At 48.2% G+C, this 14623-nt stretch carries 19 protein-coding genes; 6 read left to right on the forward strand and 13 right to left on the reverse strand.

The window, feature by feature from the left end; all coding sequences use genetic code 11:
- Positions 1-4 precede the first annotated feature (4 nt).
- From araG to ACQ0PY_RS13935, 3 genes are all read right to left on the reverse strand, one after another.
- Positions 5-1519: an arabinose ABC transporter ATP-binding protein AraG gene (araG, locus tag ACQ0PY_RS13925; RefSeq protein ID WP_043000323.1), complete on the reverse strand. Its 1515-nt coding sequence runs from the start codon at positions 1517-1519 to the stop codon at positions 5-7.
- Positions 1520-1604: 85 nt separating this feature from the next.
- Positions 1605-2594: an arabinose ABC transporter substrate-binding protein AraF gene (gene araF, locus ACQ0PY_RS13930; protein ID WP_043000322.1), complete on the reverse strand. Its 990-nt coding sequence runs from the start codon at positions 2592-2594 to the stop codon at positions 1605-1607.
- Positions 2595-2912: 318 nt separating this feature from the next.
- Positions 2913-3470, reverse strand: a complete 558-nt coding sequence (locus ACQ0PY_RS13935) for a DJ-1/PfpI family protein (RefSeq protein ID WP_054176303.1) — start codon at positions 3468-3470, stop codon at positions 2913-2915.
- Positions 3471-3989: 519 nt separating this feature from the next.
- Between ACQ0PY_RS13935 and ACQ0PY_RS13940 the strand changes: the two genes are divergently transcribed.
- Positions 3990-4493 carry a non-heme ferritin-like protein gene (locus ACQ0PY_RS13940; protein ID WP_043000320.1) on the forward strand — a complete coding sequence of 168 codons (504 nt, stop codon included), beginning with the start codon at positions 3990-3992 and terminating at the stop codon, positions 4491-4493.
- A 126-nt stretch (positions 4494-4619) separates the two neighbouring features.
- Here ACQ0PY_RS13940 and ACQ0PY_RS13945 read toward each other — a convergent pair whose 3' ends face one another.
- A complete protein-coding gene (locus ACQ0PY_RS13945; protein ID WP_043000319.1) occupies positions 4620-4871 on the reverse strand; it encodes a DUF2766 family protein in 252 nt (83 codons plus the stop codon).
- Positions 4872-4991: 120 nt separating this feature from the next.
- Entirely contained in the window at positions 4992-5078 is an 87-nt protein-coding gene (gene azuC, locus ACQ0PY_RS13950; RefSeq protein ID WP_086513008.1) for a stress response protein AzuC, read from the reverse strand.
- A gap of 213 nt (positions 5079-5291) precedes the next feature.
- On the opposite strand from azuC, the gene ACQ0PY_RS13955 reads away from it, so the two are divergent.
- On the forward strand, positions 5292-5522 hold the full coding sequence (locus ACQ0PY_RS13955) for a hypothetical protein (protein WP_109740331.1): 231 nt from the start codon (positions 5292-5294) through the stop codon (positions 5520-5522).
- A gap of 47 nt (positions 5523-5569) precedes the next feature.
- Here the strand turns inward: ACQ0PY_RS13955 and ACQ0PY_RS13960 are convergent, their stop codons facing one another.
- Positions 5570-6208, reverse strand: a complete 639-nt coding sequence (locus tag ACQ0PY_RS13960) for an RpiB/LacA/LacB family sugar-phosphate isomerase (protein WP_109740775.1) — start codon at positions 6206-6208, stop codon at positions 5570-5572.
- Positions 6209-6467: 259 nt separating this feature from the next.
- On the opposite strand from ACQ0PY_RS13960, the gene ACQ0PY_RS13965 reads away from it, so the two are divergent.
- Both ACQ0PY_RS13965 and ftnA read left to right on the forward strand, forming a co-directional pair.
- Entirely contained in the window at positions 6468-6803 is a 336-nt protein-coding gene (locus tag ACQ0PY_RS13965; RefSeq protein WP_043000316.1) for a YecR-like family lipoprotein, read from the forward strand.
- A gap of 182 nt (positions 6804-6985) precedes the next feature.
- Positions 6986-7483 (forward strand): non-heme ferritin, encoded by a 498-nt coding sequence (gene ftnA, locus ACQ0PY_RS13970; protein ID WP_042318344.1) that lies wholly within the window; start codon positions 6986-6988, stop codon positions 7481-7483.
- A 34-nt stretch (positions 7484-7517) separates the two neighbouring features.
- Here ftnA and ACQ0PY_RS13975 read toward each other — a convergent pair whose 3' ends face one another.
- Complete coding sequence (locus ACQ0PY_RS13975) at positions 7518-7757, reverse strand: YecH family metal-binding protein (RefSeq protein ID WP_043000315.1); 240 nt, start codon at positions 7755-7757, stop codon at positions 7518-7520.
- A 191-nt stretch (positions 7758-7948) separates the two neighbouring features.
- Here ACQ0PY_RS13975 and tyrP point away from each other — a divergent pair, with 191 nt between their 5' ends.
- Positions 7949-9160 (forward strand): tyrosine transporter TyrP, encoded by a 1212-nt coding sequence (gene tyrP, locus ACQ0PY_RS13980; RefSeq protein ID WP_043000314.1) that lies wholly within the window; start codon positions 7949-7951, stop codon positions 9158-9160.
- Positions 9161-9187: 27 nt separating this feature from the next.
- Here the strand turns inward: tyrP and ACQ0PY_RS13985 are convergent, their stop codons facing one another.
- The 4 genes from ACQ0PY_RS13985 to ACQ0PY_RS14000 form a co-directional block, all read right to left on the reverse strand.
- Positions 9188-9853, reverse strand: a complete 666-nt coding sequence (locus ACQ0PY_RS13985; RefSeq protein WP_043000313.1) for a YecA/YgfB family protein — start codon at positions 9851-9853, stop codon at positions 9188-9190.
- 110 nt (positions 9854-9963) lie between these two features.
- Positions 9964-10428, reverse strand: a complete 465-nt coding sequence (locus ACQ0PY_RS13990; protein ID WP_061069997.1) for a hypothetical protein — start codon at positions 10426-10428, stop codon at positions 9964-9966.
- Complete coding sequence (locus tag ACQ0PY_RS13995) at positions 10425-11198, reverse strand: winged helix-turn-helix domain-containing protein (protein ID WP_109740333.1); 774 nt, start codon at positions 11196-11198, stop codon at positions 10425-10427. Before ACQ0PY_RS13995 ends, ACQ0PY_RS13990 begins: the two co-directional genes overlap by 4 nt.
- Before the next feature lie 106 nt (positions 11199-11304).
- A complete protein-coding gene (locus tag ACQ0PY_RS14000; RefSeq protein ID WP_043000311.1) occupies positions 11305-11817 on the reverse strand; it encodes a LuxR C-terminal-related transcriptional regulator in 513 nt (170 codons plus the stop codon).
- Positions 11818-12527: 710 nt separating this feature from the next.
- Between ACQ0PY_RS14000 and ACQ0PY_RS14005 the strand changes: the two genes are divergently transcribed.
- Entirely contained in the window at positions 12528-12890 is a 363-nt protein-coding gene (locus ACQ0PY_RS14005; protein ID WP_043001899.1) for a RidA family protein, read from the forward strand.
- Positions 12891-13002: 112 nt separating this feature from the next.
- Here the strand turns inward: ACQ0PY_RS14005 and ACQ0PY_RS14010 are convergent, their stop codons facing one another.
- Both ACQ0PY_RS14010 and ACQ0PY_RS14015 read right to left on the reverse strand, forming a co-directional pair.
- Positions 13003-13623, reverse strand: coding sequence for a LysE family translocator (locus ACQ0PY_RS14010; protein ID WP_109740334.1), 621 nt, complete (start codon positions 13621-13623; stop codon positions 13003-13005).
- A gap of 83 nt (positions 13624-13706) precedes the next feature.
- Complete coding sequence (locus ACQ0PY_RS14015) at positions 13707-14513, reverse strand: AraC family transcriptional regulator (RefSeq protein ID WP_446894149.1); 807 nt, start codon at positions 14511-14513, stop codon at positions 13707-13709.
- Between the last annotated feature and the right edge of the window lie 110 nt (positions 14514-14623).

Below are 14623 nucleotides of genomic sequence, written 5' to 3' on the forward strand. Positions count from 1 at the left end.
TTTCTCAGGCGACAGCCTGGCTAACTTTAGGCATCGCAAGGCTTAGCGCCTGGCGCTCATCCGCCTGTTCGTGAAGTAATTCCCCGGCGATCTCTCCTTCCCGCATCACCACAATGCGGTCAGCCACGCCGAGGACTTCCGGCAGGTCACTGGAGGCGAACAGCACGGCAACGCCGCGTGCGGCCAGGGCATAAATAACGTTATAAATTTCGTGCTTCGCGCCAACATCAATGCCGCGTGTCGGTTCGTCGAGCAAAATCACTTTCATCTCTTCCGATAGCCAGCGACCGAGAATCGCCTTTTGCTGGTTACCACCGGAGAGATTCATAATTAACTGTTCGGCACTGGGGGTTTTGATATTCAGCGAGCGAATGTGTTGGTCAGCATTGGTTTCTTCCCATCCGTTGTTGATCACACATCCCCCCAGCACATGCTTACGCCGGGCGCTGATGTTGATGTTGTCACGTACCGAATGCACCGGGATGATCCCCTCCGCTTTCCGGTCTTCCGGGCACAGCATCATGCCTGCCGCGATAGCATTCGCCGGCTTGCGGATATCAATCGGTTTTTCGTCGATGTACACCTGCCCTTCGCTGATACGGGTGCCGCCAAATAAGCCTTTCATTAACTCACTGCGGCCCGCGCCTACCAGCCCAAACAGCCCAACGATTTCGCCGCTGCGTACCGTAAGGCTGATGGGTGTGCGTACGCCCTGCGCTTTTACGGCATGCAAGCGCAGGCGTTCTGCGCCATAGGGACGTGGCTGCCAGCCGTAAATATCGCCCAGATCGCGCCCAACCATCGCCTGCACCAGCGCATCGTGGTTGACCTGCTGCATGTCGGTAAAGGTTTTCACGTAACGGCCATCTTTAAACACGGTAATCGCATCACTGAGCGCGAAAATCTCTTCCATGCGGTGCGAAACATACAGAATGACGCGCCCTTCTTTACGCAGTTCGCGGATCACCCGGAACAGGTTTTCGATCTCCCTTGCAGAGAGCGAACTGGTCGGTTCATCGAAGGCAATAATCTTGGCGTTGCGCGCCAGTGCTTTGGCAATTTCCACCATCTGCCACTGGCCGATGGAGAGATATTTCAGAGGGGTCGCAGGATCGATATCCATCCCCAGATGTTTAAGTTGTAAACCCGCTTCATAATTAAGCAGAGTGCGGTTCACAATGCCGCCTTTGTGTGGCAGTTGCCCGAGATAGATATTCTCGGCAACGGTCATCTCCGGCACGAGATGTAATTCCTGGTAAATAATGGCAACGCCGGCATTCAGCGCGGCGGTGGTATCCGCGAAGCTCATTTCCTGCTCGCGAATCGCCAAAGAGCCCGTGGTTGGCGCATAGTTACCGCTGAGAATTTTTAAAAGCGTTGATTTCCCGGCGCCATTTTCACCCATCAGCGCATGCACCTGACCGGCGTAACAGTCAAAACTGATATCCGTAAGCGCTTTAACGCCGGGGAAGGTTTTACCAATGCCGCGAAATGAGAGATACGGGGTAGACTGTTGCATAACGTCTCCGTGAGTCAGTATCGTTCTAACCGGTTGCCGGATGGCGACATGAGCGATGCCATCCAGCTTTTCATTTGCTGTCGTCTTACTTACCGCCTAACCCTTTTTTCGCCAGCTCTTCTTTGAAGTTGTCACGGGTGATCAGCACCACGTCAGTCACTTCGGTGAATGCCGGAGGTTCTGCGCCTTTAGTCACCCAGTTGTAGAGCATTTCGCTGGATTTATAACCGTGAACGTCCGGGCTTGGCAGCAGTGAGCCGTAGAAGCCGGTCGCCTGCCCTTTCGACAGTTCGCTCACTGCGTCAACGCCATTGATACCAATGCCGATCACGTCCGCCGCCTTAAAGCCCTGGCCTTCAGTGGCGCGCACGCCGCCGAGTACCGTGTTATCGTTCATGCCGACAATCAACCAGTGTTTAACTTCAGGGTGCTGAACCAGCATGGAGTTGGCGGCATCAAATGCGCCGGGGATATCGTTAGATTTGGTAGGAACCTGGTAGATCTGTTTTTCCGGGAAACCGGCGGCTTTCAGCGCTTCCATCGAGCCGCCGGTACGACGACGTGCGGTATCCAGTTCGTTGGCCGTAATCGCCATAACCGCGGTGTCTTTGACGTCCCAACCCCGTTTCTGCATCTCTTTATACAGTTCCTGGCCCTGACGTTCGCCGATTTTGGTTGCCGCCATCATCACCAACGGGACGGTATCCATCGGTTTGCCTTTGGCATTGACGAACTGATCGTCCACGGCGATCACTTTCATGTCGTAGCCGCGCGCCTTCGCGACAATAGCGGAACCCAGTTTTGGATCCGGGGTACAAATAACAAATCCCTTCGCCCCGCTCGCCGCCAGGCTATCAATCGCATTCAGCGTCTTCTCGCCGTCCGGCACCGCAATTTTAATCACTTCAAAGCCCAAATCTTTCCCGGCTTTATCGGCAAATTTCCACTCCGTCTGGAACCAGGGTTCTTCCGGTTGTTTCACCAGAAAACCCAGTTTCATCGATTCTGCCATAGCGGATTGTGACATAACGGCAGCCAGACCGATGGCTGCCAGCGCTTTAGTGAATTTGTGCATGGTTAACTCCAGCTTTAGCGTCATTTTATGTAGGGTAATATTCAACGACTTTATGTAATTCAGACGAAAAACAAGGCATTACCAAAAGAACTCAAGATAAGTGCCAGTGCTGGAATAGTTGTAGCGGGAAATTGATTCTCCATAGGAGAGCGGCATCACACCGCAGAATTACAGTAATTGCGTACATAAATTCAGCGGAAAATGACATAAGAAATGGGGTAATTGTCAGACAAATAAAAAGTAGCGTAGCACATTAATCCATAAGGTCAGCTCACAAATCCTTGTACCCGAATCCCCCTGTATTCGGGTACGAACGAATTACCACGGATAATAGATATGTTCAGCATGTTCACGAACGGGTTGTTCATTGCCTAACAAACGGGCTGACAGCGTCAGGGCAAAATCAAAAATATGGCCTAATCCTTTACCACTCAGGAGATGCCCATCCTCCACAACCGGCGCATCAACATAAACGCCATCAGTCACCGTTTTATAGAGATCGCCTGAGCAGACATAACGACGCCCCTTCAGTAAGCCGTTGCCGCCTAATACACGAGCGGCCGCTGAACAAATGGGACAAATTAATTTTCCGGCGGCATCATGGCGCGAGACAAACTCAATAACCTGTGGATTCGCCGCCAGGTTTACGCTCCCTTGTGGGCCGCCCGGCAGCACCACCGCGTCATACAGGCGCTCCTGCTGCCCCGCCAGCGTGTAATCGGTGACCATTGGGACATTGTGGTAGCTCACGACGGCGCGAGATTCCGCGCAGGCCAGGGTATCGACGTCAATATTCAGACGACGCAAGATATCAATAGTAACGATCGCTTCCGCTTCCTCGAAACCCGATGCCAGCAAGACGGCCACTCTTTTCATTCACCTTTCCTCATTTATTACAGGCTGATAACACCGAAAATGACGAATTAATCATTCGGTTATAATTGAACAAGATGTCGCCGCCCTGATTTTTAGTAAGAGACAAACTGGCATTATTTCTGCCAGAATGGTTTCACAGGATTATTATCGCGGCAGGGACGGTAAAGATTATCAATATTCTGATATTACCACGCTAAACTATCCACTTTTGTGACTTAAAACATCACTTCAAAATTATAAAACCATTCAAGATTCAACAAAATCAATCAGATATATAATTTCACATTATGTTTACCAAATACGGGGTGATGTATTAACTTCAGTAATGTGTAAAAAATCATAAACAATGCCACTTAAGGATTTTCTTATTCCATTGATGCAGGTATGCTTATTTTCGATTCGCGATGGAATTGACTCTTCGATCACATAATGGACTGGCAGAATGGACGTATTCTGCTAACAGTAAGTTGTGCAGATTAGCGCTGCACATCCCTTCTATCAGGAAATAAGGATATTGATATGGCTGCAGTTGGAATGGTAAACAAACTCAATAATCAAATGAATCTTGAGTTTTATGCTTCCAATCTCTACCTCCATCTGAGTGAGTGGTGTTCTGAACACCGTCTGATGGGTACTGCGACTTTCTTACGTACTCAAGCCCAGAGTAACGTCACCCAAATGATGCGCGTCTTTAACTTCATGAAAAATGCCGGGGCGAATCCGGTCGTTAAGGCCATTGATGTACCAGGCGAAGACTTACATTCGCTGGAAGAACTGTTTCAGAAAACAATGGAAGATTATGAGCAACGCGCCAGCACGCTTTCGCAGCTCACCAACGAAGCGGAAGCCCTGAACGATGCGCCTACCCTGAATTTTCTCCACGCTCTGGAAAAAGAACAGCAGCAAGATGGGCTGTTGTTACAAACAATTCTTGAGGAAGTGCGTAGCGCCAAACGCGCGGGACTGTGCCCGGAGCAGACCGATCAGCACGTGCTCAACGTCGTCAATTATCAACAGCATTAATTGACCACGCTATTGGCCTGCATTTCACTCCCCGGCAGGCCAATTCGCAAAGCCTTTTCAGCCTGATGCCTCCACTTTGGGAGGCATTGCAAAAAGTATTTCTATAATATAAAACAACGGCTTATTTTAGTGCGCTTCGCCCTGCGGCGTGAATTTCAGTTCAATCAGTGCGATCGCTTTCTGGATAGCGCGCCGCGTGACGGGATCGGCAGCTGCGGGATGCGTTGAAAAATCAATGTTTTTCAGCTGGCTGGTCATTTTTTCGCGAACTTCAACGGGAGCAATCACGTCGAGAACATCGAGAATTTGTTTGATGACGAGCTGGCAGGCGACAACGTCAGAGACCAGTTCCTGATCGGCATTCAGCGGTTGGGACATAGCAGGCGTTCCTGTTAGTGATGAAAGACCGTCATAGTACCGATTCAGAGGCCGAAACGATAGCCACACCTGACGCCGCGGACGACGGGTATAAAAAAACCTGCCGAAGCAGGTTTTTTATCAGCGGAACATATCGCCCGGCGGTACGTCTTTAAACGTTTTGCAATAATTTTCAAACATGCTTTTCAGGATTTTGCGCAGTTTCATGCCATGACTCCAACTATTTTGTTATGCAGGTGTTATCGTCTATGCGCATATAGTATGACCGTCATCACAAAAATCAACTGCTTTGTGATTTGCATCACGTTTTATACTTAACATATTCTTTGCATTTACGACTCTTTCACCGATAAATCAATTACCTACAGCAATATCAGTTCTGGTGAATTTTTATCGTTTTTTTTGAATGGCAAGTGCACGGTGCAAGAAGCTCGAACCACAGAAAGCAAACGAGGTATCTCTTCTGCCACCCAGATCACCTTCAGCACGCCTGTCTGGCTTATTTTGCTGGTGCTGTACCTCGGGATTCAGTTTAGCGGCATCAGCTTTCGTCTGGTTTTTGTGGTCATCGCGCTTATCTGCCTGACTGGCATGGTGGAGACGTTACGACTGGTGAAAGAGGCGGGCAGCGCGGTGTCTGCCAGGAAGTAAAGTGGAAAGCCGGATGCGCATTACGCCCTCCGGCTTGTCAGCAAAAATTAGCCGAGGATTTCGCGAACGAACGCTTCAATCTCTTTGCTCTGGCCATTTTCAAAGAAGCATTGCTGGAAACGCTGCCCAGAAACTGCCGTCTTCATCAGTTCCGGATCGATTGCACGCAGCGTATCAAGATAGTTGTCTTTAACGACCGCCGCTTTGACCTGGTTAAGGATCCCGGCGTTACGCACCTGCGGTTCTTTACGCTCTGGCGGGTAACCTTCGCCATTGCGCCCCGTAAAGGCTTTCTCGAAGATAAAGCGCACGTTCAGTTCCGCTCCCCAGCCAAACCCTTTCGCAAACGGCAGAGACAGCGCATTACCGTTGTTAATCTGCGCGAACAGGAAGGCATCCGCCGGATCAATGCAGTAGCCACACACCACGCCCGGATGAATATTCAGTGACATCAACGCGCCCTGGCCTGTACCACAGCCGGTCACCACAAAATCAACCGCTTTTGAATTCAGCAGAATGCTCGCCATGATGCCAAGATGGATATAGGTCAGGTGGTGGTCATTCTCGTCGCTCATCCCGACGTTGAATACCGGAAAACCCTTTTCATCCGCCACCGCTTTGAGCTCGCGGTGAATGATGGCGTTTTTACCCGCCTGGCTGTTTTCCATCATCAGTGCAATTTTCATTCTGTCTTCTCCTGAATGCGATGCGGGAAGTCCCGCCTTGAGTCATCACGATACCGCACAGTACTACTTAGCAAACATACTTTCAAATTTTATGAAAGATGGTTTTAAAAATGATGGATAATTTCACATTTTCTTCAGGTGACCGCAAAATGACCGTCGTCGTGTGAATTAGTCGTTGCTGATCTATAAGTTATTCAGGCCATTGAAACGCTGATGTGTGAATTAGGATAGCGTATCACCGAACATTCAGAGCGATACCATGAAGACTCTTTTTATTGCCCTCTCACTGATACTCCTGACGGGATGCGCGATCAACAGACAGGCACAGGTGAGTGATGCCAGCGCGACAACCGGCGTTGTGCGATTGAGTTACGATCAGGCGATGCTGCAAAACGCCTATACCGACGACTATATCGCCCAGGGCACCGCCACACGCGCGTGTCAGCAACTAGGCTATGCCAGCGCCCTGCCATTCGGTCAACCCGTCAGCACCTGCAGTGTTTATGCAGGCTCCCTGTGTATGAACACGAAAATTACACTCTCCTGGCAATGTCAGGGCATCGCCATATCGCAAGCAGCACCTCATTATTATTAATTTACGGGCCAGTATTAACTGGCCTGATTTATCCCGCGCTAATTATTTTATAGCGCAAATGCGTTTTATTCCCATTCGTATTTTTAATAATTAAATTTATTATTTTACCTTTTGCAAATATTTAAATAACAAATTATAGTGACGCCACATCAACATATTTATGAATTTTGTGGAGCGAAGTCATGCTGAAAACAGAAATGATCGACAAACTGAATGAGCAAATGAACCTGGAATTATATTCCTCCCTGCTCTATCAGCAGATGAGCGCCTGGTGTAGCTACCACAGCTTTGAAGGTGCCGCCGCGTTCCTGCGTCGCCACGCGCAGGAAGAGATGACGCACATGCAGCGTCTGTTTGACTATCTGACCGATACCGGCAGCCTGCCGCGCATTAATACCGTCTCATCGCCTTTTGCTGAATATGCATCGCTGGATGAGTTATTCCGTGTGACTTACGAACACGAACAGTTGATCACCCAGAAAATTAACGAGCTGGCGCATGCCGCAATGACCAGTCAGGATTATCCGACCTTTAATTTCCTGCAATGGTATGTTGCCGAACAGCATGAAGAAGAGAAATTGTTTAAATCGGTGATTGATAAATTAACGCTGGCAGGAAAAAGCGGCGAAGGTTTGTATTTTATCGATAAAGAGCTGTCGACGCTCGATACCGCAAATTAATCATAAAACGGTGAGGAAATTCCTCACCGTTTTCTTAATGACGGCATATCTTGCTTTCGTGCGTAGAGAAACCGTCATCCTGAGCGATAAATTTCCCTTTCGCCGCCAGAAACGCCACCAGCTCTCCCGCCGTCATGCCCGACGCTGAGCAAGTATGAAAACGCGCCGCTTCGCCAAACCGCGCCTTAATCGCAGCTTCGAGGCTAGCCGTAGAATAGTTCTCGCCTGACTCAATCATCATATTCAACACTTCGTGACCGTGAACAGAATCCATCATTCCTCCTCAATAAAGTGCGTAGCCTACGGCGAAACGGCATCCGCTGCTTTGCGCCAACGCAGGTTGCGCTCATTTAGGGTGTAAATATTCTTATACAGTCGATGTAACGGTCATTTGACGAAAATAGCGTTTTGCCTTACCCTGCGCCGCAGATCTAACCGTTGTTTTTCTCTGGGACAGTGTAAAGCGTGAAGAATAGAACTCTGGGAAGTGTTTTCATCGTGGCAGGCACCACGATTGGCGCAGGGATGCTGGCGATGCCTTTGGCGGCCGCCGGGGTCGGTTTTGGCGTCACTTTAGCGTTATTGATTGGGTTGTGGGCATTGATGTGCTACACCGCGCTGTTGCTGCTTGAAGTGTATCAGCACGTCCCGGCTGACACCGGTTTAGGGACGCTGGCTAAGCGCTATCTGGGACGCTATGGTCAGTGGATAACCGGCTTCAGTATGATGTTCCTGATGTATGCGCTGACCGCTGCCTATATCAGCGGCGCGGGTGAGTTACTCGCCTCCAGTATCAGCGACTGGACCGGAAGCGAAATGTCCCCCACCGCTGGCGTATTACTGTTCACCTTTGTTGCCGGTGGCGTCGTCTGCGTGGGCACCTCGCTGGTCGATTTGTTTAACCGCTTTCTCTTTAGCGCCAAGATTATTTTTCTGGTCGTGATGCTGGCGCTGCTGATGCCGCACATTCATAAAGTCAATCTTCTGACCCTGCCGCTTGAGCAGGGGCTGGCGCTTTCGGCTATCCCGGTCATTTTCACCTCTTTCGGCTTTCACGGCAGCGTCCCCAGCATCGTGAGTTACATGGAAGGCAACATCCGCAAACTGCGGTGGGTATTTATTATCGGCAGCGCGATTCCGTTAGTGGCCTACATTTTCTGGCAACTGGCGACGCTCGGTAGCATCAACTCCACAACGTTTATGGGACTGCTGGCAAATCATGCCGGGTTGAATGGTTTGTTGCAGGCGTTACGGGAGGTCGTTGCCTCGCCGCACGTTGAGCTGGCGGTGCACCTTTTTGCTGACTTAGCGCTGGCAACCTCTTTCCTCGGCGTCGCACTGGGGCTGTTCGATTATCTGGCCGATCTGTTTCAGCGCCGCAATACAGCCGCTGGCCGGTTGCAAACGGGTGCAATCACCTTTCTGCCACCGCTGGCTTTCGCCCTCTTCTATCCACGTGGTTTTGTGATGGCGCTGGGCTACGCCGGCGTCGCGCTGGCAGTGCTGGCGCTGATCATCCCTTCACTGCTGGCATGGCAGAGTCGTAAACAGAATCCGCAGGCGGGCTATCGCGTACTGGGCGGACGCCCCGCGCTGGCACTGGTGTTTACCTGTGGCATTGTGGTGATCGGCGTACAATTTCTGATTGCCGCCGGACTGCTGCCCGAAGTGGGATAAAGAAAAGGGGCGTCAGCCCCTTTCTTTTCAGTGCAGACAGCACTGCTTGTATTTTTTACCGCTTCCACACGGGCATGGATCGTTGCGGCCGACTTTCACTTCCGCTTTCACTGGCACCTGCACTGGCGTTTCCTGCGGGTGCGCCATCCAGTATGCATGGAGATCCAACGCTGCCAGGCGGATCGCCTCAACGCTTTCTTCAAACGCTTCCGGGGTGAGTTTCTCAACCACCTCGAAATTCTCTTCTGTACCGTGCAACGCAATGGCGTCAAGAGCGGGTTTCAGTGTATCCGGTAGCGCGGACCAGTCGGAAAGCGCAACGCCGCGCATGTAGCCGAAGCACCACTCTTCCACAATGGTAATCTCGCGCCCTTCAATTTCGCGCAGACCAAACAGCGGTTCAAACTGTTCCGGGAAATCATTCAACCGGTCAGCGGTGTCCGCCATATGCTGGAAAGCGAGATTCATAAAACGCGTCATCTCTTTTTCAGAGGACCAGCGCGGCACATATTGCGCCCCACCCCATACGGCAACCAGCCACTGCTCTGGCTCAATTTCACGTGGTGAACTGAGTACAGCCGTCAGCAGTCCATCCAGTTCTGCCACGTCAAGAATGGCATGTTCGGTGTTGTACTTGGTCAGCACATCATCCAGCCACTCCAGTTCACTTTCGTTCAACGGTCCCGTTTTCATCATACTTGTCCTCGGTAAACACTCTCGCCAGCGGCTATCTTACATGGCGAACGAGGAAACGGATACTGATTGCCGCGTGGGACACCTCACATGGGCATCCATTCTCCTCATCATTTCTTTCTGCAAAACAGATACGGCACATTGGCGTTTGAAAAGACATACGCAGATTGATACTCATCCACGGTCAGGGTCAATTCACCACCTTTCTTCAAAAAGAATGGAGATAATATCTTTTCGAGTTTTTCATCCGTCACGGTATCGGAAAAGGTTTTGACAATGCGTACTGTATGTAAAATCCGCGTTCTGAACTGCTGGGTATAGTTAAAATAGACCAGCCGATTGACATTAATCTTTGTCTCGCCATCCACTTTACCCGTAATGACGGCCAGCCCTTCTCGCTTGTGCATCTGATAGGAAACCACGCCAACGAAACGGGCATCACCAACATTCCAGTCAGCATCACCAATACAATCCAGGTATGACGGTTTGAATAGCAGATATAACAGGTAAACACCGGAAATCACCGATGTGCTGAACAACCAAATCAGGAGTAATACAACCGTATTTTTACTCATTGGAGTAAATTCCAGAAAAAATGAGATGAACAAAATGCCTCAGTGTCAGATCGAACATCTTTGTTGCACACAAAAGCCACAGCACGTCCGGTGTTGGCGTAGTCAGAGAGAAAGATATAATTGTTGTCCTGGCAAAAGTTCGAATATTTTTTTATCAGCGCAGCGTAATTATCAGTGACCGACTGCGTCACTTCATAATAGACATGGCAGCGATTATCATTTTTCTTATCCATGTGCAGGGCCACAAAATTCTGAAATGGCATTTTCAATCGATTCTGATACATAAACATGCAGTTTATTATCGTCACAATAAAGAAAAAGGATATTCCAATGCGTAGCCCGCGGGATTTGTTCGGTAGAATGCTTGCGGTGCATTCTTTTTCACTGGTTAGCGTTTTGATTGCTGAATTTTCAGAAATAGCAAGATTCTGAAGAGGAAACGGTTCAATCACAATATCTGATGATAATGTTAGTCCTTGACGGGAAATAGTTTTTACCATATGTCTTGGTAATCCTATCTCTTCCAGTGTCTTACGTAATGTTAAAATAGTCTGATAAAACGTATTGGGCAGGGTCACAACATCACGCGCTTTCCAGCCTTCGTTTACCAGTTCTTTTTGCGCGATGACCCTACCCTGATTCAAAATAAGATAAAGGAAACATGCCGTGGCGGGTTGCTGTAAATAAACAACCTCTCCAGTTGATTGATTTTTCAGGCTTCTGGTCTGCGGATTGAACTCTACTGTTCCATTAATTAAGTACAATATCATCGCGATGTCCTTTGGATAATTCCCGTTATCCCCCTAAAATGGTTCTTCATCACCGTGTCGTCCCCTGGACATGTTGCCCAATGGAATAATCGATAATTCTTAAAGCCTATGGCAAAAATGTGATACTGCGTTCACAGGAATATTTGGCTCTGAAGACGCACCAGTTGCGCATAACCTGAAGAAACAATGCAATATTCTTCATATTCATTTTCCGCAACGCTCTTAACTGACTATTGCTGATAGCTCCCTCGCTGAGCAGCATGTTTCGTGCAATGGCGCGCTTTCCGAGTCCCGCCAGATAATATTCAATGATTATCCGTTCCCTGTTCGACAATGATCGGGTATGCAGAGGGATCCGCTTATTCTGCTTTAGCTGATCCAGTACGTAAAAGTACTCCGTTAAAGGCGCATTTCGGGTCAATGAATAGCATCGTAGTTGTGTAAAATGCGTTAACGTATCCATTGTATCCGCACGCAGACATTCAATACTGTTTGTAATATAAACAGTACCACCTCCTGGATCAAAAACAACAATCTCAGGTGATTTATCAAGACCAGTAAAGAACAGTATTTGCTGCAGACCAGCAATAAAGTACTGATCATGTGAAAATATATGCATTATTCGTTAACTCCACTTGTAACAGCGATATTTCCAGGATTTGAAATTGCATGCTAAATTCATCTATTACAACATTATATTTTTACCGTTTCCACAGAGTCGATTCATTTCGCCTGGCGATACATTCCTGAAAATTAATTGAAAAATTCAAACAAAACCACAATAAAGACAACTACCGTCTTTATGATATTGATTATTGCTGTAAATATCTTAAACTGTCATTTTAAATAGCCTTAAACGACCTTAAATGAAGAACATCAGACATCTCAAGTAAAAATCATGTTTGTAACCGTATGATTTACAATAAGATAAAACAAAAACATTAAACTGTCAGCACACAATAAAATCATATTAAAGGAATATTGATGAGTGATGCAGTCCTGAGATCACCCGTCTCATGCAATGACGCCGGGATAAGCAGCCTGAGTTTCTCACTGACCATAAGAAGTTTAAATACGTTACTCATTCTTTACACCGAATGTTACTTACTAAAAATAATGTTATTTTCTTACCTGGATCGAGAAGCCTCCCCTCTGGAGAAACGCATTAACCACGTCGGAGTATTTATAAAAAATGATAAAAAAATCTTTAAGGACATTTGACCTTTTTTATTTCTCATCTTTGAAATATCCCTTTATCATGAGAATGTCTGAGGCTAGTATGGTGACAGAAACGACCCCATGTAAAACCAAAGGATAATGACTTACATTATGACGACGATTACAAGGCATGAAATAAATGAAGACTGGGCGCTTGCCGGAATGGTTGAGGCTGGCGGTTTTATCTTTGTGAGTTACTGTGTTGGAAATATCGGACAACCCATTGAGGCACAAATCAATGGCGCGTTTGATAATCTGAGTGAAAGGCTAAGCACTATCGGCCTGACGCTGCAGTCAGTCGTGAAAATTGATGCGCTGTTCCGCGACGTGTGGGATATTCCGGTGATGGAGAACGTCATGAAGCAGCGCTTTGATGGCCAATTTCCGGCCAGAAAATCCATTCAGACTGAATTTGCTCATCGCGGAGGCACATCAGGAATGTTGTTTCAACTTGACGCCATTGCTTGCCGATAATATCCCATCCTATTACAGAGCGTTCTTGCGGCGTAATGAATAAACTCACCGCAAGAGCAATTCTCAGGAATAACCTTCCCACAGACATAGTATGCCATAGACCTGACTCGCGCTACCCACGCTGGGTTAACAATAAATTCACCGCCAGACTCACAAAACCACATGAAAACAGGATCCGTAGTCCCGACAAAATCATCGGGTGGTTTAATACCTTCGTGCGCATAAAGGATGAAAAAACACCATACAACATGAACACGAGCAGCGTCATTAACATGAAGATCAGACTCAGTATTAACATATCGGTTGCCGGTGCGGTTGATGTGGTTTGAATGAATTGAGGAAGGAAGGCCAAAAAGAACAGTGACAACTTGGGATTTAACAGATTGATAAATATCGCGTGCAGGATCACTTTTACCCTTGACTGAGAAATGTCGCAATCATCCGGTTGTAATGTTGATTTCTCTTTTATGATATTCCACGCCATATATAACAGCCACACGACCCCGGCATATTTGATGACGGTAAACGCCATTTCATTGGAGTAGAAAATGGCGGCTAATCCCGTGATGGCGGCCAACATATGCGGAACAATCCCCAATGTACATCCCACGGCAGCCAGCAAACTCATCGCTGTCCCCCGCGACAGCCCCATCGCGATGGTGTAGATAGCACCGGTTCCCGGCGAAATAATCACAATCAAAGAGGTTAATAAGAATTCGATACTGATTAGCATGGCGTTATCTCTGGTAAACACAAAACAGGAGAGGCAGTGTTTATCAGGATACCCCTGCAGATCTTGTAGAAAATTGCAGACGGTTAATCCACCATCGCGGAACGATATTGCCCCGGCGTGATGCCTGTCTGTTTCTGAAATGCATGAGTCAGATGGCTTTGATCGGAAAAACCAGCCATTAATGCAACATCAACCGTTCTCTTGCCCTGTGCCAAGAGTTTTTTTGCCAGCCGAACTCTGGACTGTAAAAGATAAGCATGCGGCGTCATCCCCACCTCCCTGGAAAAACGGCGAATGAGCTGGAATCGGGAGATGTCACACAGACTGGCTAATCTTGTCAATGTCATGTTCTCCTCCGGGGCATCATCAATGAACTCTTTTACCCGTCGTACTGTCGGAGAAGGCAGAATACGCGGTGCGGCAGAAAGGGTGTGGTGCCGTCCAGCCCGCATAAGGCAACGCATGATCATCTCTTCAATCGCCATAGCATCAGGATCATCGGCAGCCAGCTGATGAAGAAACTGCCTAATCATCAGACCAAGAGTAGGATCGCTAGCCACAGGCTTCAGGGTTAAATCACCTGTGGGTATGTCGGTATTCCATTCTTTTATAAAGACGTCAGGATTGATGTACAACATGTGCCAGCCCCGCGGACCCGTAGCGGGGATCCCGTCGTGAATTTCGCCGGGATTGACCATGATGATATCCCCTGTTACCGCATTTACATTGCCGATATTACTCCATGAGCGATGGCTTCCCTGGATGAAAACCCCAATGCCGAATTGATCATGAGAGTGACGAGGGAACGCGCGCGCTGAATATAACGACAGTATTTCAACATCAGGTATCACACGACGGTACTGCTTCACCTGATGAACGTCTTTTTTCATGGTCGTTTTCTCATGGTCATGGAGGGAGATAAACATCGATTCTCTCAAGATACCCTCTGAAACGAAGACAGACGACCCATCTTTTGTAATTAGCTGGAACAGACTCGACT

This window comes from Citrobacter sp. LST-B2, assembly GCF_057983045.1.

Excerpts from the sequence above, each read along its gene's own strand:
- ACQ0PY_RS14000 (WP_043000311.1), bottom strand. The coding sequence starts at position 11,817 with ATGCATATATTTTCACATGATCAGTACTTTATTGCTGGTCTGCAGCAA.
- araG (WP_043000323.1), bottom strand. The coding sequence starts at position 1,519 with ATGCAACAGTCTACCCCGTATCTCTCATTTCGCGGCATTGGTAAAACC.
- ACQ0PY_RS14010 (WP_109740334.1), bottom strand. The coding sequence starts at position 13,623 with ATGCTAATCAGTATCGAATTCTTATTAACCTCTTTGATTGTGATTATT.
- ACQ0PY_RS13960 (WP_109740775.1), bottom strand. The coding sequence starts at position 6,208 with ATGAAAATTGCACTGATGATGGAAAACAGCCAGGCGGGTAAAAACGCC.
- araF (WP_043000322.1), bottom strand. The coding sequence starts at position 2,594 with ATGCACAAATTCACTAAAGCGCTGGCAGCCATCGGTCTGGCTGCCGTT.
- ftnA (WP_042318344.1), top strand. The coding sequence starts at position 6,986 with ATGCTGAAAACAGAAATGATCGACAAACTGAATGAGCAAATGAACCTG.
- ACQ0PY_RS13990 (WP_061069997.1), bottom strand. The coding sequence starts at position 10,428 with ATGAGTAAAAATACGGTTGTATTACTCCTGATTTGGTTGTTCAGCACA.
- ACQ0PY_RS13995 (WP_109740333.1), bottom strand. The coding sequence starts at position 11,198 with ATGATATTGTACTTAATTAATGGAACAGTAGAGTTCAATCCGCAGACC.
- ACQ0PY_RS13945 (WP_043000319.1), bottom strand. The coding sequence starts at position 4,871 with ATGTCCCAACCGCTGAATGCCGATCAGGAACTGGTCTCTGACGTTGTC.
- azuC (WP_086513008.1), bottom strand. The coding sequence starts at position 5,078 with ATGAAACTGCGCAAAATCCTGAAAAGCATGTTTGAAAATTATTGCAAA.
- ACQ0PY_RS13975 (WP_043000315.1), bottom strand. The coding sequence starts at position 7,757 with ATGGATTCTGTTCACGGTCACGAAGTGTTGAATATGATGATTGAGTCA.
- ACQ0PY_RS14015 (WP_446894149.1), bottom strand. The coding sequence starts at position 14,513 with ATGAAAAAAGACGTTCATCAGGTGAAGCAGTACCGTCGTGTGATACCT.
- ACQ0PY_RS13935 (WP_054176303.1), bottom strand. The coding sequence starts at position 3,470 with ATGAAAAGAGTGGCCGTCTTGCTGGCATCGGGTTTCGAGGAAGCGGAA.
- ACQ0PY_RS13985 (WP_043000313.1), bottom strand. The coding sequence starts at position 9,853 with ATGAAAACGGGACCGTTGAACGAAAGTGAACTGGAGTGGCTGGATGAT.
- ACQ0PY_RS13940 (WP_043000320.1), top strand. The coding sequence starts at position 3,990 with ATGGCTGCAGTTGGAATGGTAAACAAACTCAATAATCAAATGAATCTT.
- ACQ0PY_RS13965 (WP_043000316.1), top strand. The coding sequence starts at position 6,468 with ATGAAGACTCTTTTTATTGCCCTCTCACTGATACTCCTGACGGGATGC.
- ACQ0PY_RS14005 (WP_043001899.1), top strand. The coding sequence starts at position 12,528 with ATGACGACGATTACAAGGCATGAAATAAATGAAGACTGGGCGCTTGCC.